At 35.6% G+C, this 22,022-nt stretch carries 17 protein-coding genes and 3 pseudogenes; 9 read left to right on the top strand and 11 right to left on the bottom strand.

Annotated elements, in window-relative coordinates:
- Nucleotides 1-124 precede the first annotated feature (124 nt).
- Nucleotides 125-286: a hypothetical protein gene (locus CWATDRAFT_RS08835; RefSeq protein ID WP_232287049.1), complete on the bottom strand. Its 162-nt coding sequence runs from the start codon at nucleotides 284-286 to the stop codon at nucleotides 125-127.
- A 299-nt stretch (nucleotides 287-585) separates the two neighbouring features.
- Between CWATDRAFT_RS08835 and CWATDRAFT_RS08830 the strand changes: the two genes are divergently transcribed.
- Nucleotides 586-969, top strand: coding sequence for a hypothetical protein (locus tag CWATDRAFT_RS08830; protein WP_007304844.1), 384 nt, complete (start codon nucleotides 586-588; stop codon nucleotides 967-969).
- A 187-nt stretch (nucleotides 970-1,156) separates the two neighbouring features.
- Here the strand turns inward: CWATDRAFT_RS08830 and psbA are convergent, their stop codons facing one another.
- On the bottom strand, nucleotides 1,157-2,203 hold the full coding sequence (gene psbA / locus CWATDRAFT_RS08825; protein WP_007304677.1) for a photosystem II q(b) protein: 1,047 nt from the start codon (nucleotides 2,201-2,203) through the stop codon (nucleotides 1,157-1,159).
- 175 nt (nucleotides 2,204-2,378) lie between these two features.
- The gene (locus tag CWATDRAFT_RS08820) at nucleotides 2,379-3,536 is read right to left on the bottom strand and encodes a cation:proton antiporter (protein WP_007304676.1); all 1,158 of its coding nucleotides are present in this window, start codon (nucleotides 3,534-3,536) and stop codon (nucleotides 2,379-2,381) included.
- Nucleotides 3,537-3,554: 18 nt separating this feature from the next.
- Between CWATDRAFT_RS08820 and CWATDRAFT_RS08815 the strand changes: the two are divergent.
- A pseudogene (locus tag CWATDRAFT_RS08815) lies at nucleotides 3,555-4,529 on the top strand (IS5-like element ISCwa2 family transposase); the annotation flags it as partial.
- Here CWATDRAFT_RS08815 and CWATDRAFT_RS08810 read toward each other — a convergent pair.
- Nucleotides 4,489-5,292, bottom strand: a complete 804-nt coding sequence (locus CWATDRAFT_RS08810) for a hypothetical protein (RefSeq protein WP_232287048.1) — start codon at nucleotides 5,290-5,292, stop codon at nucleotides 4,489-4,491. The pseudogene CWATDRAFT_RS08815 and the gene CWATDRAFT_RS08810 sit on opposite strands and share 41 nt — an antisense overlap.
- 186 nt (nucleotides 5,293-5,478) lie before the next feature.
- Complete coding sequence (locus tag CWATDRAFT_RS08805) at nucleotides 5,479-6,480, bottom strand: DUF3102 domain-containing protein (RefSeq protein ID WP_007304674.1); 1,002 nt, start codon at nucleotides 6,478-6,480, stop codon at nucleotides 5,479-5,481.
- Nucleotides 6,481-6,817: 337 nt separating this feature from the next.
- Here CWATDRAFT_RS08805 and CWATDRAFT_RS08800 point away from each other — a divergent pair, with 337 nt between their 5' ends.
- From CWATDRAFT_RS08800 to CWATDRAFT_RS08775, 6 genes and pseudogenes are all read left to right on the top strand, one after another.
- Nucleotides 6,818-8,524 (top strand): ABC transporter ATP-binding protein/permease, encoded by a 1,707-nt coding sequence (locus CWATDRAFT_RS08800; RefSeq protein ID WP_007304846.1) that lies wholly within the window; start codon nucleotides 6,818-6,820, stop codon nucleotides 8,522-8,524.
- Complete coding sequence (locus tag CWATDRAFT_RS08795) at nucleotides 8,517-10,247, top strand: ABC transporter ATP-binding protein/permease (protein WP_007304847.1); 1,731 nt, start codon at nucleotides 8,517-8,519, stop codon at nucleotides 10,245-10,247. The genes CWATDRAFT_RS08800 and CWATDRAFT_RS08795 overlap by 8 nt, the downstream gene beginning before the upstream one ends.
- A gap of 59 nt (nucleotides 10,248-10,306) precedes the next feature.
- Nucleotides 10,307-11,398 carry a sucrase ferredoxin gene (locus CWATDRAFT_RS08790; RefSeq protein WP_007304848.1) on the top strand — a complete coding sequence of 364 codons (1,092 nt, stop codon included), beginning with the start codon at nucleotides 10,307-10,309 and terminating at the stop codon, nucleotides 11,396-11,398.
- A gap of 44 nt (nucleotides 11,399-11,442) precedes the next feature.
- Nucleotides 11,443-12,735, top strand: coding sequence for an MFS transporter (locus CWATDRAFT_RS08785; protein WP_007304849.1), 1,293 nt, complete (start codon nucleotides 11,443-11,445; stop codon nucleotides 12,733-12,735).
- Between the two features lie 364 nt (nucleotides 12,736-13,099).
- Nucleotides 13,100-14,271 (top strand): annotated as a pseudogene (locus CWATDRAFT_RS08780) (RNA-guided endonuclease InsQ/TnpB family protein).
- Nucleotides 14,272-14,524: 253 nt separating this feature from the next.
- Entirely contained in the window at nucleotides 14,525-14,908 is a 384-nt protein-coding gene (locus tag CWATDRAFT_RS08775) for a cyclic nucleotide-binding domain-containing protein (protein WP_007304852.1), read from the top strand.
- 17 nt (nucleotides 14,909-14,925) lie between these two features.
- Here CWATDRAFT_RS08775 and CWATDRAFT_RS08770 read toward each other — a convergent pair whose 3' ends face one another.
- Nucleotides 14,926-15,567 (bottom strand): transposase, encoded by a 642-nt coding sequence (locus tag CWATDRAFT_RS08770; RefSeq protein WP_007304673.1) that lies wholly within the window; start codon nucleotides 15,565-15,567, stop codon nucleotides 14,926-14,928.
- A 64-nt stretch (nucleotides 15,568-15,631) separates the two neighbouring features.
- A complete protein-coding gene (locus CWATDRAFT_RS08765) occupies nucleotides 15,632-16,213 on the bottom strand; it encodes a helix-turn-helix domain-containing protein (protein ID WP_007303122.1) in 582 nt (193 codons plus the stop codon).
- A gap of 4 nt (nucleotides 16,214-16,217) precedes the next feature.
- Here CWATDRAFT_RS08765 and CWATDRAFT_RS08760 point away from each other — a divergent pair, with 4 nt between their 5' ends.
- Nucleotides 16,218-16,589: a transposase gene (locus CWATDRAFT_RS08760; RefSeq protein ID WP_232287047.1), complete on the top strand. Its 372-nt coding sequence runs from the start codon at nucleotides 16,218-16,220 to the stop codon at nucleotides 16,587-16,589.
- A 322-nt stretch (nucleotides 16,590-16,911) separates the two neighbouring features.
- Here CWATDRAFT_RS08760 and CWATDRAFT_RS08755 read toward each other — a convergent pair whose 3' ends face one another.
- From CWATDRAFT_RS08755 to CWATDRAFT_RS08740, 4 genes and pseudogenes are all read right to left on the bottom strand, one after another.
- Entirely contained in the window at nucleotides 16,912-18,045 is a 1,134-nt protein-coding gene (locus tag CWATDRAFT_RS08755; RefSeq protein ID WP_007304672.1) for a HEAT repeat domain-containing protein, read from the bottom strand.
- Nucleotides 18,046-18,057: 12 nt separating this feature from the next.
- Nucleotides 18,058-19,980 carry a serine/threonine-protein kinase gene (locus CWATDRAFT_RS08750; protein WP_007304671.1) on the bottom strand — a complete coding sequence of 641 codons (1,923 nt, stop codon included), beginning with the start codon at nucleotides 19,978-19,980 and terminating at the stop codon, nucleotides 18,058-18,060.
- A gap of 100 nt (nucleotides 19,981-20,080) precedes the next feature.
- Nucleotides 20,081-20,410 carry a cell division protein SepF gene (locus CWATDRAFT_RS08745; protein WP_021829819.1) on the bottom strand — a complete coding sequence of 110 codons (330 nt, stop codon included), beginning with the start codon at nucleotides 20,408-20,410 and terminating at the stop codon, nucleotides 20,081-20,083.
- A gap of 1,030 nt (nucleotides 20,411-21,440) precedes the next feature.
- Nucleotides 21,441-22,022, bottom strand: a pseudogene (locus tag CWATDRAFT_RS08740) (transposase); the annotation flags it as partial.

Genomic DNA, 22,022 nt, shown 5'->3' with positions numbered 1-22,022 from the left:
AATTGTATCATATTAGGGTTTTAAACATAAAAAACTACCTATTTATGAACTTTTGCTACTAATATGAGTAGTTTTAGGCAATATTAGGTAGGTTTTTGGGAGTAGCATCAACCCTTTCTCTATTTTAATTCTCCATTTTAAGCTCTCCTTTAAACACCATTTGTTGTAATTCTCGATATAATTTCATTTCTTCCTCTGTTACTTTGTTATCAGCAGCGATCGCCGCTTTAATGTCTTCATCTTCTTGACGAGATAGACGGCCATCGGCGAGAACTCGTTCGATCATTTTTTTGAGTTTATTGGGATCAGCAGTAATTGTCCTTTCTCCTGATGATTGGGGTTATATAACCTTTAGTATAGCAATTAGTAATCAGATGTGAAAATTGAATAGTTATTAGGACATAACAGCATTATGTCCCTAGCTATACAACTTAAACCCGATTGCTAGATAATGTCTTTTCAAATAAATATTTTGTTCCCATTAAATTTTTTTTAAACTGATTGGCAACATCTTTATTTTTTCTGCGTCTTGAGAAAACAAGCTTGTTCATAATAACTTATTCCTCACTAATTTGAGCTATTCTCATGACCATTTTTAAATCATTTTTTGCTCTTTCTTCTCTAGCTAGTTTCTTTCTAATAACTGCACCTGGTCAAGCTGTATCACGTTTCAGTTTATACCTACCTAACAATGATTTTTGTGCGGTATATCAGGGGAGAATACACAATGAATATAAATTTGTTCTCTGGGTTAATCAAGAAGATGAATTAACCATTGAAGCGAATGATTATCTAGAAGTTGCTGTCAGTCATCAAGGAAATGTTATCACCCCTCATCAGGTAGACTCCGATCATCAACCCATGAGTTCCCAATGGTTTTATTATCCAAAAATGCAACAAAAACATACAATTTTAGTCAAAGGAAATACCCCTAAAGCGAATATCCGTTTCTGTCTTCGTGAAAAATAAGTTAAAGGGAAAAATAGGGTTTTTTCCTATTTCTCCCTTCAAGTTCCAATTATGAAATCGATTAACCTGAGTTCGATATAAGGAAATTTGCAGAAAACTAACTCAAATCAGAAGTATCAAACCCTCATTGTCTGGTTAAAAAAATCATAACTCCGAACTCCGAACTCCGAACTCCGAACTCACGTTATTAGGCTAAAGTCAACGGGAAATGATGGGTATTGGGCGCGTGCATAGAGCGAATTCCTAAATTAGCACGGTTGAGCAGATCCGCTTCTGTGGGAATAGCTCGGCCTTGACTATCAAGAATGGATTGATTAAAGTTAAACCCGTTTAAATTGAAAGCCATGACACTAATACCTAAACCAGCACACCAAATACCAATCACTGGGAAGGCGGCCAACAGAAAATGAACGGAACGATCGTTCTTAAAGCCCAAACTCGGGATGAGAAGACGGCCTAAGTAGCTTAAATGTCCGGCTACTAGGTTATAAGTCTCTTCTCGTTGCCCAAAATGATACCCTTGGTTAATTGACTCGGAAATACTGGTTTCTCGGATGAGAGTAGAGGTTACTAAAGAACCCTGCAATGCAGAAAGCAATGCACCAGCAAAGACACCTGAAACCGCCAACATATGCAAGGGGTGCATCAAAATATTGTGGTCAGCTTGGAATCCTAACATAAAGTGAAACGTACCACTAATTCCTAATGGCATTCCTTCGGAAAAACTACCTTGTCCTATAGGATAAATCAGGAAGATAGAAGTAGCTGCGGCCACAGGAGCAGAAAAGGCAACGGAAATCCAAGGACGCATTCCTAAACGGTAACTTAATTCCCATAAACGCCCTAAATAGGACAAAACCCCGATTAAGAAGTGGAAAATGATTAATTGATAAGGGCCTCCATTATAAAGCCATTCATCAACCGAGGCTGCTTCCCAGATGGGATAAAAGTGTAACCCGATCGCTGCGGAACTGGGTATCACGGCTGCGCTGATCAGGTTATTACCCCCTAAGAGCGAACCAATAACGGGTTCTCTGATCCCTTCCATATCCACTGGGGGAGCCACCATAAAAGCGATAATAAAGGCACTGGTAGCTGCGATAAGAGTGGGGATCATCATAACCCCAAACCAACCGATGTAAATGCGGTTGTTCGTACTTGTTATCCATTCACAAAAGTCAAACCACAGGCAACCAAAATCTAGTTCTTTTTGGCGAGGAAATACATTCGTCATCGTTATTCCTCCTAATTATCTCAATTTTTTGTGATGAGAGTAGCACATCAGTTTTTAACTAAAGCGATCTGATGGCATCGATGAGTGTATCTTAATTTCATTGTACGCAATCGAGACACACATTCCTCGGTTCTTGTACTTTTATTAAGTTTTCTCATTTACTCCCTCCTTCTGACTATTCATTGAAATCAGTAACTAAGACCCTCGCAGCTTCGTATGCTGCATCTCTAAAGGGTAATAAAACAAGATCAGAACCTGCATTTTTAAGAATTTCCATTTCTCTTTCGGTATGACTGGTTAAGGCAATTTTACCTTGATATTTTTGATATTCTAAGGTGTGTAATAAAGTTAGACCAATTCGTTCCCCTGGTAAGGTACTAATTACCCATTTAGCCTGATTTAAAGGGAGGGTTGCAGCAAATTCAGGATCTTCTGCATCTCCATAAAAAGCTAGTAGTCCTTTGTTCCGCCATTGTCTCACTAATTCGGGGTTAAAATCCACACCTAAAACTTGTAAATCTGAACCTTGTAATGCTCTAATTAAACTACCCCCATATCTTCCTAAACCAAACAAAATAATATCAACTCCATAAACATCAACTTCGTCTAAGTTACCTAGTTTTTGGTGACGATGGGGTATTAATTTATCAAAATGGGAGACAATAGGTAATAATTTTTCATAAATAATATGAGAGCCCATAATCATATAAGTGGAGACTCCCATAGTAATTAATCCTACCAACGTAATTAACCCTAAAACATTCTCATCAATATGACCTAAATCAAGTCCTAATGCCGCAATAATTAAAGAGAATTCGCTGATTTGACTCAACGATAAATTGGTAACAGTGCTAGTATGTTTTCCATAACCCATAATACTCATTAATGCCATAATCATCACAGTTTTACCTACTAAGACAAACAGAGATAAAACCACTGCAGAAATTATTTCCGCACCCAAATAACTGACATTAACATGAATACCTAAATCGATGAAGAAAAACAGTAATAAAAAGTCTCTTAAACTGACCAATCTTGCCCCAATGGTTGCCCGATAACTGGTAGATGCTAAAGACACCCCGGCTACAAATGCACCTACCTCTTTACTAAACCCTAAACTGTCTCCCATTGCTGCTAAAGTAATAGCCCAAGAAATAGCAAAAATTAACAATAATTCCGTTGAATAAGCCAAAGCGTGGAGTAATTTGGGTAAAATATAACGGGTTAAAAAAGCAATAAATAATAAAAAGATTCCGCCCTTTAAAACAACTGAAACAATTTCTTGACTTAAGGACTGTTGAGATTCCTCACTAAAAGCAGTTAACAAGATCATTGCAACAACAACTAAATCTTGAACACAGAAAGAATAATAGATAATCTTTATAAACCATTAAGAGTAAAATTGAGAAAAAAGCCGAGAACTTCTAGAAAAATTGCTAGAAAGGAATACTTAAAAGTAGCTAAAAAACGAAAAGTATCTTATCAAGAAAGAAGAAAAGCTATCGGGAAACAGTTAAAATACCTTAAGAAAAATTTAGGAAATATAGAAGACTTAATTCAAGCTGGGGCTTCCCTGGAAAATCTGAGTAAAAGACAGAAAAATTGTCTAGAGACTATCAAAAAAGTTTATGAACAACAACAGTCAATGTGGGAGAATAAGACCCAGAGTGTTCCTCAAAGAATTGTAAGTTTAACTCAACGGCATATTCGTCCAATAGTGAGGGGAAAAGCAGGAAAACCAATAGAGTTTGGAGCTAAACTCTCAGTAAGCTGTGTAGATAACTATGTGTTTCTAGACAAAATAAGTTGGGAAAACTTCAATGAATCTTGTCATTTAAAAGAACAAGTAGAAAAGTATAAAGAAACGTTTGGCTATTATCCCGAATCCGTCCATGTAGATAAAATTTATCGAACTAGGGAAAACAGAAATTGGTGTAAGGAAAGAGGGATAAGAATCAGTGGTCCGAAGTTAGGAAGACCTCCGAAAAATGTCAGTGAAGAAGAAAAGAAACAAGCCCACTCCGATGAATGCTTCCGTAATGCTATTGAGGGAAAGTTTGGACAAGCTAAACGAAGATTTAGCCTAAATCTCGTGATAACAAAACTACCTGAAACCTCCATTACATCTATTGCTATTACATTTTTTGTTGTCAATCTTTCTAAACTTCTGAGGCAGTTTTTGTCGCTTTTTTTGTCCTTATTTACTAATAATAGAACAGGGGAACTCATCAAACCGCCTTTCATTAATTTTGATTATACTTTAAACAATTTTTATGTACTAAAACTTATTGATTTGTCAGAAAATTCTTGGTCAAAAGTGGCATAAATTTTGGAGAAACTTTTTCAGCAAACCCTAAATAAATCCAAGGTAATTCTAATAATTCTCTACTGTAAATAGTGGTAATAAAACAACGAACAGAAGCCCCTCGAAAACTTTTATTTAATCGCTTAATTTGGCTACGAAAGGGACTAAAATAACGTCGATATACATAGTCATGTTTTGTTTGCCAACTTAATCTTTCACTTGTGGGGTCGTACGCTAGTTTTTTAGCTTCATCTTGATACTCAGTTATACAATGATCCACCTTATTCACACACAAGAGTAAATGTCGAACTTGGGGACAATCTTTCTCAAAAAACTTAATCCACCGCTCAAACCTTCTTGTCCATTGTTCACGAGTCATGTAATCATCTTGAACAGCTTTTCTAGGATCAATAATCTCTCGATAGGGAGGGAAAATCAATAAAATCCCCTCCGCTTTTTGAATAGAATCTAAAAATATTTCCCATTGATCACGATTATTTTGTTGCCAACTTGTACGCCAAATGTCTCCAGGGGTATCAATCCAATCGGAAGAGATTGTTTTCGGTTTTTCCATTCCTAACTTAACTTCAACTTCCATATATTCTTTATAAATAGAAGCCTCAGAGTTTGTCCCTCTTGTTTCTCCTTTATTTGAATCATAAAGAAGACTTTTGAGGATGTCATAATCTAAATTAGTCACCTCAACACATTTTTTGTCAGCTTTATTGGTTAATTCCATCGCTAGATAGGTTTTCCCTGCTTTGCGATCGCCGATATAGATCACCCCTCCCAAAATCAATTACCTCCTCTAGTCAGAATAGCCATTCCTCGGGTTCCCTCCCTAAGCGCGATAACTTATAACTTAGCTTATATAAGTTTATCGATCTATCTTAAGTCGTTTATGCAAAAATGGGGAAAGACATGGTTTTGATAAGTAGTGAAAGTCTGGTATTGGGGCAGTTGGAGAGACTCAGCTTAGCAGGATCTCACAAGTTTGACTATCCGCAATGTATAACTGCGATCGCTGAACAGCTAACTGACAGCGTTCAACACTGGGATCTCCTGCAAAAATTTTACGGTTCAATAGATGAGCAATGGCTATCATATCTGGGTTTGGTAACCAAGGGAAAATTATCATTTGTCCTGGTTCGGTGAATAAGGTAATTAATTGGGTGATTAAACCCGAATCACTTTGATTTTCAGGAAAAATTAGCACAGATTTGGCCTTGTCTACCAACCAATCGTGATCCCAATCGTCTGTAGTGATGGCGATGGCTAAGGAGGCATAGGGAATGTTGTCAACAAACTGTGAGGAGGCCGTATCACCACAAAAGAGAAAATTTTGGTACTCTAAACAATACCATCCTCTTTGAATATTCTGAATCAGGCTTGTGTTTGAGGGTTCAGAGAAAGTAGTTGCCTCTTCACTGCTAGAACAAACTGAATGGTGAACTTTTGGGATTATCTTCATAATCTCAGGCTTGATAGAGAGTGGTTTTTCTTCAACATTCTCAATCTCAACTGTTGCCTGAGTTGCAGATTTTTCTTTTTGAATAACTTCCGATAGTTGCTTATAGGTAATAGTTTCTCCAGACCGAGCTTTTTGCAAAAATTCCTCTCTCACTTTTTGCGAAGTCGATGGAGCAGACAGTAAATATAATGCTGAGGTGGCAATATTAACCTTTGCAAGATTGGCACGTTCCCCAAAAGTTTGGTAAACACTGATAAAATTATAGGCGGTACGACGACTCCAACCAAACTCCGTTTTTAACCAGGTGTCAAACTGCCCATATTTCAGGCGATCTCGCACATCAGCCAGTTTTTGCCCAATCTCCCAAATATCTTGGGCAGAGCGTCGTAAACAATCTCTGATTTCTTGGGTCAATTGCTGAATTATCTGTTCCTGCTCTTTCCCCAAAGCTTCATAATCAAAGCTTGCTATGGATTCAACAAAACTTTTTGATTCATTCATTTTTCACTTTACATAACTCAATAAAATATATGAGTTATGCCTATCCCTTACTTCATCCTTATCTACTTTAAGAATAGCCAAAAATTAATCAAACGTCCATTTCATATTTCACTAATTGCTAATAATTATCAAATTGTAATGAAGATTGTTCAACTAAAATTTGTATTAAAACCTAATTTCTGTACAAAGTCTAAACATTTCATCGCCAGAGGGAAAAGACAGAGGGCAACCCGCCCTATCTTTCCAGGAGGGGTAGACCGGAAAAACATTCTCTGACCCTTGAAAGTTTAAAAAATAAATTAAGTATAGGAAGTTACATTTTTTTCAACGAGATATTATGTTCGATAATCAGCAATCTTCTCAAAGACGAATACAACAATCAACCCAATCCATTATTCAGCAAGCTTGTTTTGTGGCTTATCCTTACTGGTTTTCCTCTGAAAAATGGCGAGCTAGAGGACTATTATTATTAGTTATATTTTTATCGGTAAGTAGTAGCACGTTTCTCGTTTTAGAAAGTTTACAAAGAGGAGAGTTGATTTCTGCTCTTGTTTCGGGAAGTAATCAACGTTTTTTCAGAGCGATTTCCCTCTTTTCTGTTTTAATTGTTTTAGGAGTCCCGTCACTGGCCTTAAATAAATATGTACAAAATAAGTTAAGTCTTTATTGGCGAAGATGGTTAACAAATTCATTTCTATCTCAATATCTTACGGACAATAAGTTTTATTATCTTAGTCTAGATAAGCAAGTAGATAATCCAGATCAACGCATTAGTGAGGACATTAATGTTTTTACTGAACAATCCCTCTATTTTGTTACCACATTTTTAGATTCTATTTTACAATTAATTGGTTTTACTGCCATTCTTTGGTCAATTTCTGAAACATTAATGTTTTTCTTATTGATCTATGCTCTTGTGGGCAGTGTATTTGCCATTATCAGTTTTGGTCCTGTTTTAACTCGGATTAATATTGAACAACTGAAACGAGAGGCTAATTTTCGGTTCGGATTAGTCAGAATTCGAGAAAACGCTGAAGCTATTGCTTTTTATCAGGGACAAAGTTCTGAAAAAAAACAAGTTAAACAGCAATTTATACAAGCTTTTGAAAACTTTAATAAATTTATAGGATGGCAATTTAATCTTAGTCTTTTTCAAAATAGCTATCAATATCTAACTTTTATTCTCCCCTTTATTGTCTTGGCACCCCGTCTATTTTCCGGTGAACTAGAAATTGGTGCTGTTAGCCAATCTCAAGCAGCTTTTGAGCGCATCGGCTTTTCCTTGAGTTTAGTTATTAATCAGTTTGATAAATTAAGTCTCTTTGCAGCAAGTATTAACCGTTTAGCTACCTTAAAAAAATCGCAAAAAATGAATCAAAACTTGGATTTACCTAGTATTAATATCCAGCATAGCAAGAACTTAAGCGTAAAAAACATGACATTATTTACACCTAATTATCAAAGAACTCTAATCGAAGATATTTCCTTAACCATTCCTCAAGGTCAATCACTATTAATTATTGGTGATAGTGGCGTTGGAAAAAGCTCATTATTACGTTCAATGGCCGGTTTATGGTTTTGTGGAAAAGGAATAATTGCTTTGCCTAAACGAGAAGAAATATTATTTTTGCCCCAACGTCCATATTTGTCAGTGGGATCTTTACGTCATCAACTATTTTATCCCAATCCTGTTGATAATATAAAAGATGAACAGATGCAAAATATTCTCAATATTGTTAATTTAGAAGATGTAACTAACCGCATTAACTCTTTTGATGAGGTTATCAACTGGACACAAATTTTGTCCCCAGGAGAACAACAAAGGTTAGCTTTTGCTCGTTTATGGCTAATTAAACCAAAATATGTCATCCTAGATGAAGCAACCAGCGCCCTAGATGAAACAAATGAAGCTTTCTTGTATGAACAACTTACAAGCTTATCTGTAACTTTTATCAGTGTAGGTCATCGTTCAACCTTATTTAAGTATCATAACCAAGTTTTAGAACTTTGTGGAGAAAAAAGATGGCGTTTGGTTGATGTTTAAGTTTATCAATATGAAAATTAGTGTGAACAATTTTAATTTACAATGGTTAAAAAAGTTTTGGTTTCTGGCAAAGTTATATTGGTTTTCTGAAGAGAGGTGGGGAGCAATAACCCTATTATTATTGTTACTATTATTATCATTTTTGGGTGCAGTATTATTAATTATATTTAGTATTTTTTTAGGAGAAGTAACATCTTCTTTAGCTAGTGGTGAAGCAGAAAGGTTTAGACAATCTATCCTTGTTTTTATAGGGATTATTGTCATAGGAGTGCCTATTTTATCTACTAAAATTTTTATTCAAGGTAAACTTAGTTTATACTGGCGACGTTGGTTAACTTTTAATATTTTAGAACGGTATTTAAACGATCAAGATTATTACAAAATAACCTTTTACCCCCAAGTAGATAACCCTGATCAACGCATCGCTGAAGACATTAAAAATTTTACAGAGCAGTCTCTTACTTTTTTAGTGATTATGTGTGATTCAATTCTCCAATTATTGGGTTTTCTTGGAGTATTGTGGTCTATTTCTCGGGTTTTAATGATTTTTTTGGTAATTTATGCGGTAGGAGGAACTATCGTTACTGTAGTTATTTTTGGAAGGATTTTACTGGGAATTAATTTTGAGCAACTAAAACGAGAAGCAAACTTTCGTTTTAGCTTAGTGAGAGTGAGAGAAAATGCCGAAGCAATCGCTTTTTATCAAGGACAAAACCAAGAGTTACAGCAGATTAAACAGCAGTTTATGGCTGTTTTTAATAACTTTAATCATTTAATTCGTTGGCAATTAAACCTAAATTTATTTCAAAATGGTTATCAATATATTACTTTTTTATTACCTGGTTTACTCTTAGCACCACGTATTTTATCAGGAGATTTAGAAATAGGAGAATTCAGTAAAGCTGCAACAGCATTTAGAAGTATTTTAATCGCTTTGACTTTGATTGTAACTCAGTTTGAACAGTTAAGTGCTTTGGGTTCTAGTATTAAAAGGATCGATAGTTTATTATGGGCTTTAGATAATTCTTCTAGTATATTTTCCAAAAATCAAGAAACGATAAAAATTTTCGATTCACCAGTTCTAAGCATTGAAAACCTAACATTATACACCCCTGACTATCAACAGAAATTAGTAACAGATTTAGCAATCAATTTTCAGTCTGGTCAAGGTTTATTGATAATGGGAGACAGTGGTGTAGGGAAAAGTTCTTTATTAAGAGTTTTGGCAGGACTATGGTTATCAGGAGAGGGAACTATAAAACGTCCCCAACGGCAACAGTTATTATTCTTACCCCAACGTCCCTATATGCCCATTGGTTCTTTGCGAAGTCAATTACTGTATCCTGATATTAATAATGAGATGGAAGATGGGAGACTCCTCGAGCTTTTAGAAAAAGTTAATTTACCCAACCTCCAAGATAAATTTGGTGACTTAAATACAGTAGAAGATTGGACAAAAGTGTTATCTCTTGGAGAACAACAACGTTTAGCTTTTGCTCGTTTGTTCGCCACAGAACCCCGTTATGCCATGTTGGATGAAGCCACCAGTGCCTTAGATAGCAAAAATGAAGAACAACTTTATCGACAGCTACAAAAGACATCAATTCCTTTTATTAGTGTTGGTCATCGTTCAAGTTTATTAAAATACCATCAACAAGTTTTGATACTCAAGAAAAATGGCCTATGGGAGTTAAAAAAGATTAATGAGGTGATAGAATCATAAATATGTTTACAATTAAAACAGACCAGCTAAAAAACTTTAATATCTAAAAAATGTAAATAATGGTATCAACAAAACCAAATCAAACAGAATGTCAATACTGTTCGGTCATTTCCCAAACCAACAGAGAAGATCCTATCGGGACAGCAAGGACTCATGATCATTGGTTAATTTTGGAGTTAAAACAACCCTGGTCCCCTGCTATGTGGGTAGAAGACGAAGAACTGCAACCCTTAGTTAAAAATCTTAAACAGCTAATCTGGAAAAAAGGGATTATGGTTCGACCTATTGCGATTGCTCCCGATCGGGAATATTCTCAACCTGGTTACGCTCGACTTTTCTACTACTATCGTCCCGCTAAACTATTTGCTAGATACCAAAAAAAGGAATTTTTAGTTCCTCAAAACCAACTAATTCCTTTAGCAATGGATCTAGTAAAATCATTGACCGATAAATCACAGTCCTTAAAACATTGGGACACTTATCAACAAGACAGTGAGCAAATTCGTGATATTTTAGTCTGTACCCACGCGAATGTGGATCTCGCTTGTGGTCGTTTTGGCTATCCCATTTATAAAGAACTGCGATCGCACTACACAAAAAATTCAACACAACCCCTACGAGTGTGGCGATCTAGTCATTTTGGGGGTCATAAGTTTGCCCCAACATTAATTGATTTACCACAGGGTCGTTATTGGGGACATTTAACCTCAGAATCTTTAGATACTTTGATTAATCACAGTGATAGCCCTGAAACTATGCCATCATTGTATCGTGGATGGGCAGGGATGGGAAAATTTGCCCAAATTGTTGAAAGGGAGCTTTGGCAACAAGAAGGTTGGTCTTGGTTTAATTATCCCAAAGCTGCAAAAGTGATTAAAATCGAAGCAAAAGGAATTATGCCTTATATTTTCCAAGTTTTACGATTTCTTCCTTTCCCACAAGTTAACCTTTTATTAGATCGCTTGGCACAAAAAGCCACAGGGGTCTGGATACATTTGGAATTTAGTAAAGATAACGTGATCAAGAAATATGAGGCCAAAGTTGAAATTAGTGGACAAGTGAACAGTGCGCCCTATTCAGGAAAAGAGATTATCCTGCGTCCTGTTAACCAGTATCATGTAACTTATCTCAAAGAAATCTCTACCCCATAGTAGTTTTTATCCCCGACAGAAAGTAAACCCCAATTATCAAATTTATGCCTACTTTTTTTTTAATTTGGTTTGGTCAGATGGTATCAACCATCGGCAGTTACATGACCGTTTTTGCCTTGACAATTTGGATCTGGCAATTAACTGATTCAGCAACTGCCTTAACTTTGGTCTGGTTTTTCTCCCAACTGCCTCGAGTTTTTGTTACACCGATAGCAGGTATTATTGTAGACCGCATCAACCGTAAATATTTGATGCTTCTAGGAGACTTGGTAGCAGGGATCTGTACTTTTTCTATCGCCCTTCTTGCTTTCTGGGATAGTTTAGAAGTTTGGCATTTATATGTAGCCGTAGGCTTTTATAGTGTTTTTGGTCAACTTCAAACCCTAGCTTATTCCACTTCCATTGCCCTAATGGTTCCCAAAGAGAACTACACCAGGGCTGAAAGTATGGTGGCCGCAGTGAACTATGGTTCCGCTATTATTTCTCCTGCCCTAGCAGGCCGTCTTTATCCGGTGATTGGTTTACAAGGGATTATTGCCATTGATCTAATCACCTTTACAATTGCCCTAACAACCCTATTTTTAGCCAAGATTCCTCAACCTGATTTCACGGAAGTTGAAAAATCAGAAACCGTTGTCCAACAATTAACATTTGGCTTGCGTTACATTACACAAAGACCAAGTTTAGTGGCCATGGTTATTGCCTTTTCCCTATTTGCTATGGCTAGTGATGTGGGTAAAGCCCTATATAGTCCCATGATTTTAGCTCGTTCTGGAGGAAATGCCGAAGTATTGGGGAATGTAACCGCAGCAGCAGGTATTGGCGGCGTTTTAGGAGGGATTTTGTTAAGTATATGGGGAGGGTTTCCCCGTCGTATTAATGGGATGTTATTGGGTTTTATGGGAGCAGGGTTGTTTAAAACACTGATGGGAGTTGGTCAAAATGCCTTTGCTTGGATGGGAGCTCATTTCTTTGCCTCCCTCAATATTCCTTTGTTCTATAGTTCTAGTAATTCTATTTGGTATGCTAAGGTTCCCCCAAAACTTCAAGGTAGGGTTTTAGGTGCTGATCAAACCATTGGTTTAATTATTGCTTCTGGTGCCACATTAATTGCTGGCCCTTTAGCCGATAATGTTTTTGAACCTGCTATGCAAATAGATGGGCCCCTGTCTTTTATGTTTGGATGGTTGTTTGGCTCTGAGTCAGGATCTGGTATTGCCCTACTCTATGCTCTATCGGCTATGTGGATGTTTTTGGTTGGTTTAGGGGGCTATGGTTTTCGCACATTACGAGAAGTAGAAGTTAGATTACCCGATCACGATCAATCTTTAAAGTAAGATTTTATGAGGCACTTTTTAGGAAATTTTGTTATCATGTCCTAATCCTTAAATAATTTTTCAAGGTTAAACAACAATGGTGTATCATAAACATTCAACAGAAATATAGTCATATATAGTCAAACAATCACAAATATACTTAGTTTATATGTACTTGTCGTTCTCCTGCTTAACAAAAATTAATAACTTGCTTGAGTTGTTTAATGGTACAATTAAACCTAAACTGAAAAACGTCTAAAAATACAGACTGATACCACATTAATTTTTCACGCTTTCCAAGACATTAAACAACATGAGTTAGAGTTAATTGATGAGATTAGTTGAGAGACATATTATTTAAAAAAATCATCGGTTTTATGCTGAAATTGACCGACTATGTTTCTTATCTAAAAATCTCTACAACTATGCTAATTATTTATGTCGTCAGTCTTTTATATTTGAAAATACTTACCGTAACTATTATGACATTCAGAAAACCCTGCAATCTCAATTAGACTATCAAGCTATGCCAGCTAAAGGATCTCAACAAGTTTTGATGATACTTGACAGAAACTGGATAAGTTTCAAGGAGTCTAATTTAGCTTACAAAGAAACACCATCAAAATTTAAAGCTCGTCCTCGTCTTCCTGGATATAAACATAAAATCAAGGGTAGAAATGTGGTGGTTTATACGGCGAAGCTATAAGCAAAAAACAGCTGAAACAAGGTATCATTAATCCCAGTAAGACTGCGATTTACCTGAAAACCAAGGTAGAACCTTCAAAAATCAAACAAGTTCATCTTGTTCCTAGACTTAACCATTATGTAATTGAGGTCATTTATGAAGCAGAAAAACAACAATACGAGTTAGAGGAAAATAGTTATGCTAGTATTGATATAGGTTTAAACAATTTAGCTACATTAACTTTTAATCAAGCCGGAATAAAACCGCTCTTGATAAATGGCAAACCGTTAAAATCTATCAATCAATACTATAACAAAGTCAAAAGCGAGTTACAATCTATTTTAGGAGAAAATAAATCAAGCCAGAAACTAAAAAAACTTTGTAATAAAAGAGAATTTAATATTAATGATTATCTCCATAAAGCATCTCGTTTGATTATTAATACTCTCATTAATCAGAAAATAGGAACTCTGATTATTGGCCACAATACTGACTGGAAACAGAAGATTAACTTAGGGAAAAGAAATAACCAAAATTTTGTATCTATTCCCTATAATAAGTTCATAGAAATGTTGTCTTATAAAGCAGAAATGGTGGGAATTAAGATAATTATTACCGAAGAATCTTATACATCTAAAGCTTCGTTTCTGGATAATGATCCTCTTCCGGTTTATCAGAAAGGTCAAAAAAATCAAGTAACTTTTTCTGGGAAACGAATAAATAGAGGTTTGTATCGTACTGGCAAAAGAAAATTAATCAATGCCGATGTCAACGGTTCGTTAAACATCATGAGAAAAGCAGTCCCAAATGCCTTTGGCCATGGGATAGAGGGTGTTGTAGTTCACCCAGTCAGGGTTACACCTGCAAAATAAGGATATGTCATATTTGACTATATTTTTATGAACTATTTACTAATAGAAAGATAAACCTATAGCAATCAGGTTTCAGTGGTGAGGAGAAAATCAGCTTTCTGAGTGTAACCCCTACACAGATGTATTTGTAGGGACATAATACTATTATGTCCTCATATCTTCTTGCTTCTGACATATTATTACTGATTCTTATTAAGTTTGATTTTAATTTACGTTAACTTTAGAAAAAAACTTAGAATAATTCTTATTAAGAATGACTTCAGCAATCCCACAAATAGAGCAATTTCTTAGCCAACACCCGATTTTTGGAGAACTTCCCCCCATAGCCATAACTGACTTGGCTCAAGAGTTACGTCCTTTTCGCTATCCCATGGGAGAAGTCATCTTTAGAAAAGATGAACAATTATCCTATATTGTTATTATCTATCAAGGACAAGCAAGAACTCTAGGGTTTAACCCCTGTAATCAAGAGTTTACCCCCCTAGAAATGGTAGGAGTCGGGGAAGTTTTAGGTTGGGTTAATCTAGCTAGGGGACAAGGTTGCGAGACAGCTATTGCCTCCACTGACATCATTGGTTTAGTCTTGGATGAACAGGATTTTAACGAGTATTTAGAAAAATATCCTAGTGCAGCTTAGCAAAAATAATCCACCAGTCACTTATGATCTTTAAAGCCCTTAAATTTCCCAACGAACGGCTTAGCAAAATGTTGATTAAAGTAATCAATAAAATTGAGAATTTTTTGGGATAGTTCTTCAGTTGAACGGACAGTAATTCTTTTGAGTAAACGCCGGACTAAGATCGAAAACCAACACTCAATTTGATTAAGCCACGATGTATGTTTGGGAATATAAACAAAGCGAATTCGATGAGATTCATCTGATAAAAAATCTGCTCTGCTGTCCATAGATTGCAAAATCCCCTCCTTTCCTTTTCTCCCCAAATCAATAGTAATTTCACAGCTTTCTGCTACTAATTTGACTAAGCTTTCCGATTTATGAGTGTTGAGTTGATCTACAATAAAAATCCATTCTGCTTTTTCATCAATCTTAATCGTTCTCTGGATATGTTCAGAAAAATCTTGTTCTGTTCTTGTCGGTCCAATAGAGGGACTAACAACTTTTCCTCTTGCCACATCCCAGTTCGCAATCAAGCTTAAAGTTCCGTGTCTTTCATATTCAAATTCGATTTTTTCTACTTGTTTAGGCTTGATTCTTTTGTTCGGAAATAATCTCTCAAGAGCTTGAATCCCTGTCATTTCATCTGTAGTAATTAAATGAATTCCTTGTTCTAACAAAGTTTTAGCTTCTTGATGAAGTTCACAGATATATTTGACTTGCTTTTTAAATTTTAAGGGATCATCAACTTTGGCATTTAACCAGTAACGAACGAGATGTGGTTGTAATGTCGCTTCTTTTTAAAAAACGCCCCACACTACGGGGGGAAATCTTTTCGACAATTCCTCTTTTTATGGCTTCATCCGCCAACTCTGAAGGTGTCCAATGGCTCACTGGTCTGTCTGATTTTTCACATTCTTCACAAGCGATCTCTACAATCTGGACTACTTGTTCGACCGTAAAGGATTTTGTTGTTCCAGGTCTTGGGCGATCGCTTAAAATTCCTTTGATCAAGACCATTAATGCTTTCTCCGTTACCTGTTGTTCTTCGGCGGCACTCAGTTTTTCTCTCTCCTCAAACCATCGCGATCGCCACTGACGCACTTGTACTCGGTCTAATTCTAATCTTCGACTAATCGAACTATTGCTCTCTCCTGATGCTGCGGCTAAGATTAGCTTGGCTCGTCTAACAAGGCGATAGGGGTTTGTTGTCCCTCTCACTATTTGTTGGAGTACTGTTTTCTGTAGGTTGGAGAGGTTAATTGGCAATGCTTTTATCATGGACATCAACTTCGAGATTCTTCCGTTAGTTTCATTGAAACACATTGTCGTGGCTAGTCACCAAAGTTTCTGTAAAAATCTGGTGGATTACTTTCGCCAAGCTGCACTAGGTAATAATTGGGCGTTTTACCAATTAAGACAATTCTTGACTTATCAGTGTGTTTTGGTAGGGGTAAAACTAATATTAGTAAATCCTGCATGGACATCACAAACTTGTCATAAATGCTTTGTTATTGGTAATAGAAAGGGTAAGAAATTTACCTGTAATACCTGTGGAAAATTTGATGCTGATTATAACGGAGCAAAAAATATAGAAAAACTTGCATTGGGGCAGATTATAAACCTGCCTGAAGGTTCAGAGATGGCTTGTAAGGTAAAGCAAAAAGAATCGTATCTTCAGCTTACCTTAGGTGATTTCTGATAAAGGAGATCCCTTACGATCCCCCCTAACCCCCCTTAAAAAGGGGGGAATAATTGGAAAAGCAGGTATATTCAAGTGTGGAAATCACCTTATTTGACGCTCTAGGGCTGTTGAAAACCCCAACTTCAGCGTAGCAAGTTGGGGTAGTTTATTTTCCGAAGTAGAATCTAACCATAAAAATACACAAAAAACCTGTGATGGGTTACGGCGCAAATCAAAACTTATAAGGTTTCTCGAAAAATCATCTCTGTTCCTAACCCATCCTACGAATCATAAGTTTTGCTTATCACCATAAGTTCAGGAGAGCCTAAAATTATAACTGTTAATGTTCATTCTTTTTTAACCCAGAAACTGCGTGTAATTTTACAGATTTATTGGAATCATGAGATAGTTTTTTAAGACAACTTATAGCTGTTTGATTACCTAATTCTCCAAAAGCTACTGCCACCTTTTGCTTTATTTTTGGTTCTTGACTAATAGGATTATTCGATAATAAAAAATCTTCTAAAATTTCACTGCTTTGATTTCTAACTGTTTCACGTTTTTGGTTTCCTAGTAAATCAATTATTATTTTACAAATCTCTAAATCATCAGTAAATAATGTTTGTTTTAGATAAATCAACGCTTGAGGTAATTCTGTCCAACTTAAAGCTTTAATAACTTCTTTTTTTAGTTCTATGGGAGTTGTTTTTTTCTGGAGAACTATGGATAATTCTTCTATCGCTTCATCGGTTTTAATTCTTCCTAAAGCTAGGGCCGTTTGTTGACAAATTTCTAAATTTATGTCATAAAGTAAAGGCTTTAAATGGGTAACAAGATTAAATTCTGTTGCTAGTTTTGACTGCATTCCTAGAGCAATAATAGCTTCTTTCCGAACAGAATAAACAGGATCGCTTAAAGCATTGATTAAGATAAAAATAAGTGGTTTATGATGAAAACTTCCCAAACATTCTAAAGCGATCGCCCGAATTTCTGGGTTATAATCATCAACCACTGTTAGTAGGGGTTTAATGGTATCTGAATGACGAATTTGTGCTAATGCTTTAACCGCTAATAATCTAGAATATTCATCTCTTTGCAGTAATATTTCTAAACTTTTTACAGCAGAATTACCCATTTTTGTCAACCCTTCTGCCACGACATTTAATATTTCTTCTTCCTCTGTCGTTTGTAACAATTTAGTAAAGGCAATAATGACTTTTAGATCATTAAATTCCGATAAAATACGGGCAACAAACCAACGATACTCAGTCTCTATATTCTCATTTTCTAAGATAATTAATAAAGGCTCTATTATTTTTTCCCCAACTTGAGGAAATAACTTAGCTACGTCCCAACGTTGCTGAAAATCTCCTGATTCTAATAGAAATAATCCTAATTCTATCACATCAAAATCATCATAGTTATTTTGATAAATTGCTGTTTTAAATTGTTGGAGTGCTTGCTCATTATCCATAGATTTAATCTTTTAATCTATAACAGTAATATTAAGTTCATAATTAACCACTTTCTTACTTTTTGAAACAACAGTAAATTCATAATAACCGCTTTCAATTAGTTCTCCAGACCATCGATGATTTCCAGAGTCTTCTAAGATATTATTTCTTCCTGTAGGAGAATAAACGGATAAAAGTAAATTGCGATCGCCCTTTAATTTCACCTCCATTCTTTGGTTAGCGTTTAAGTTAGCAACATAAGCATCTCCTTGACCAGATTTTAATGTTTCCTGCCGTTTAATTTTCCCATCTTGCTGTAATTCAAATCCTAACCTTTCGTAATTATCACCTGCTTGTAAGGATGTGATAGTATCAAAAATCATAGCCTTCCAGATTTGACCAATAGGTTCGTCAACAAAGTCCTCATTTTCCTGTTCAGGAAAAACAGCAAAAAAACGCCCATCAACCAAATCATATAAAGCACGACTACTTAAATATAAACCATTAGCTTGTTGCTTCCACCTAATTTGCTGATTTTTCGTGTAACTACCGATATTTTGTGATGATTGGGAACTCAAAGACTCCAAACTATCTAATACCTGAATGGCGATTTCATCCCATCTATTGCGCCAAGTAACATCGTCTTTGCCATTGCTCAAAATATTGTCTTTTTGCTCTGGATATTTATTCCAAAACAGTTCATCAACCACCCCAACAAACCAACTATGGTCTAATCCTAATTGACGACGACGAGTGTTTATTTCTGTTTTCCTTTCTAACTCTTGGTCGCTAATTTTCGGGGTCGAAAATTCCTCCGAAAAAATCGGTGTACTTTGGTTATTTTCTTGAGCATTAAGGATTTGAGATATCCATAATTTTCCTGCCCACCATCCCATTGTCCCTGAGCCTAAAATTAGCATCAAAAGTAAAAATAACTTACCTAAACAGCCAGTAATAGGACTATTTTTGCTGTTGGTTGCTGTCATAGTTTGTTCTGTTTTTTGCCTAGAAGAAACGATCTCTTTTGCCGGAGAAGTCTGAGGCATTATAGCAGACTTTACTACCAGGGTGGGAGGGGTAAGAGGTTGAGGAGAAGACTGATTGAGTAGTTTAATGATTTCTTGTGCCGAAGAATAGCGATCGCCTGGATTTTTGTCCAACATTTTCCCTAAAATTTGCCTTAAATACGAACTAATAGGCAAGTCTGAGAAAAAATTTTTGCCTAAATTGTCCCTATCCTGTAACTCTAGAGGGTCTTTCCCCGTCAATAAAGAGCAAGCAGTAGCAGCCAACCCATATAAATCACTATTGGCTGTGACGATCCCTTGTTCGATTTGTTCCTGGGGTGCGTATCCAGGTTGACCCACTTGTACGATTTTAGTGGTTAATAATTCTGGATTTTTAAAATAGGTATTAGCAATGGTTGATAACTGTTTAACGCTGCCAAAATCGATTAAAGTTGGTAAATTATCTGTTTGACGACATATTATGTTATTTGGTGTAATATCCCGATGAATAATCCCTTTTTCGTGGAGATAATGGAGAACGGGTAAAACTCCCAGTAAAAATTGTTGAACTTCTATTTCTGTAAAAAGGTTTCCTGCTTTTAATCTTTGTTGTATTTGTTGACGATATGTCGATCCTTCCACATAATCTTGTACTAAAAATAGGTTCATTTTCTCTCCCTGTTGACAGGAAAATAGTTCCCGAAAACGAGGGATTTGAGGATGGTCTAAAGTGTAGAGAATTTGTGCTTTGCGTTGAAATAATTCCTCTGTTTTTCTTAGGGCTAAAACATCATAGACATGGGGAGCAAATTCCTGAAGAACACAAGACTCATTAAAGCGATTAAGATCCTTAGCTAAATAAGTTCTTCCTAGCTTCCCTTGACCGAGTTGACGTAGAATCAGAAAACGGTCATTGACCATAGTTTGAGATTGTAACCCAGTATTCATAGGAGGACTCAAAAATTTTAACTATTATATTCATTAATTGCTACAATTATAAGCAATATTCGACCTTTGAATCTAAAAATATCCTGTTCCCTCCTAACCATCAGGTTGAAATATCTTTCAAAGAAGGAGAAGGAGAACTTGGGGCAGGGCGTTGCGATTGTATATCTACTTGATTGGGAACAAACATAAACGTCTTTTCAGCAACCCAAAAGGTTTGCCCATCAATGGCGCAAGCGCCTCCTGCCATCCAATCAACCACCCGTTGCGCTTTATCTGTGCTTAATTGATCCAACACTAAAATAACTACTTTGCGAGCTTGCAAAAGTTGCAAAGCTTCACGGGTTTCTTCAACTACCTTGATGTTTTTGACAACAACCTCTGATTGAATATTTTGGTTAGCAGACCAATCAAATCTAGGAATACAACTCATTGATTTTGCTTTCATAAGAAAGGTATAAGGACGATTAATAGTATCGATTACACTTACTAATCCCTCTGTTAATTTTAAGGATTTTAATTGATGGTTTCTGTTGAAGAAAATACATCGGTCGTAAGTTGATGATTTTAAAAGGGTTTATTAAAAAAAGTAAATCCTAGTATATCTGAATTACATAGGTAATTCAGTATTATAGGTAACATTTTGTATTTACATTTAGGATTCAGGCGGGTAGTGGCCAACAGCTAAAGCTCACTCTAGTCAGTTTACGGTGCAATTTTTGAGTTATTAGAAGCAAACTAGCCCTAATAGTCATATCTTAACAATTATTTCTTATTTTTATGTGTACCTCCTTAACACGCACGTGATTTACAAAACTCTAATAATTTTCTTGTTTAGTTGGGAATTTCCCTAGAAACCTTGTTATGGAAGGTAACATATTTTTAAAAAGTAGATCATTAAATAAGTATAAAGTTTGTTTGCGTTCTTATAGTGTGCCAGGGCAAAAATAAGCTAAAAACCCCAAAAAATTGCCCAGTAGCAGGGTAAATTGTCAATGATTGGAGGTGGGCTAAATAATACAGAGTCAATATACCGTAGCAGAAGATCATGCAAAGTTTTAATACAATTAAAGCTCAAAAGGTAATAAATAGATTAAAATAGGAGTAATAACAAAACTAAAAAACACCAGCTTTTATACTAACAATTCCATATCTAAAAAAAGTTTAATAGTAAGACAGGAGAAAATAATATGACTGTGGAACATCGCTGTCCCTTATCCCGGATTTCTCACAAATTAATTTGAAAGCCCAATCCAGAGATGAAAAATGATAATTTTTAGGACTAATAGAAATTTTGAATATAGATGAATAAAAAAATTGACTTTGATTATCCAAAAATTGAGTTTAAGAGGGAATAATTATATTAACTTTTGATTTTCTCCACGATAAATAAGACTAAATGAAAGTATCAGTCAGTCAACAACTTATGATAGATATCTTTTTTAAAAAACAACTTATTCTACTTATCCAGTATTAGGAATAGTTTTAATTCTTTTGTTAGCAATAGACAACATATCTTGATAAGGACAAGCACTAGCTATAGCGATAATAATTCTTCTACAACTAATCTTTATTCTGGCTCCCAACTTAAGAAGATTTAGACGTATTCTTCCCACAGTTGCTTTAGCCAATGAAGTTTTTTTTAAACAGTGTTGACGAAAAGCATTTATGAGAACATAAGCCCAGGAATGTATCCATAATCTTAGTTGATTACTTTGAAATGTTTGAGTTGAAGTTCTATCAGCTAACAAGTCTAATTGTTGTTCTTTAATCCGATTTTCCATCTCGCCTCTCGGACAGTATTTTTTTGTATAAAGTTTTGAGGGTGGAATTTTTGAAGCGGGCAAAGATGTCACCACATGGCGCATTTTTAAGCCATCACTTCCATAAAAACTTTTGTCACTACTCTTCTTTGACAACTCCATGACTTTTCTGTTTTATAACGAATAGAGCGATACCAAGTAGAAATTGGTACTAATTTTTTAACTTCTTCTAAATCTTCTTTTTTCTGAAATAAACTATCCATTAATTCAGTTATTGGAGCT

The organism is Crocosphaera watsonii WH 8501, from assembly GCF_000167195.1.
GTDB lineage: Bacteria > Cyanobacteriota > Cyanobacteriia > Cyanobacteriales > Microcystaceae > Crocosphaera > Crocosphaera watsonii.
Note: the sequence above shows the minus strand (reverse complement) of the source record. Positions and strands in the feature narration are given on the sequence as shown.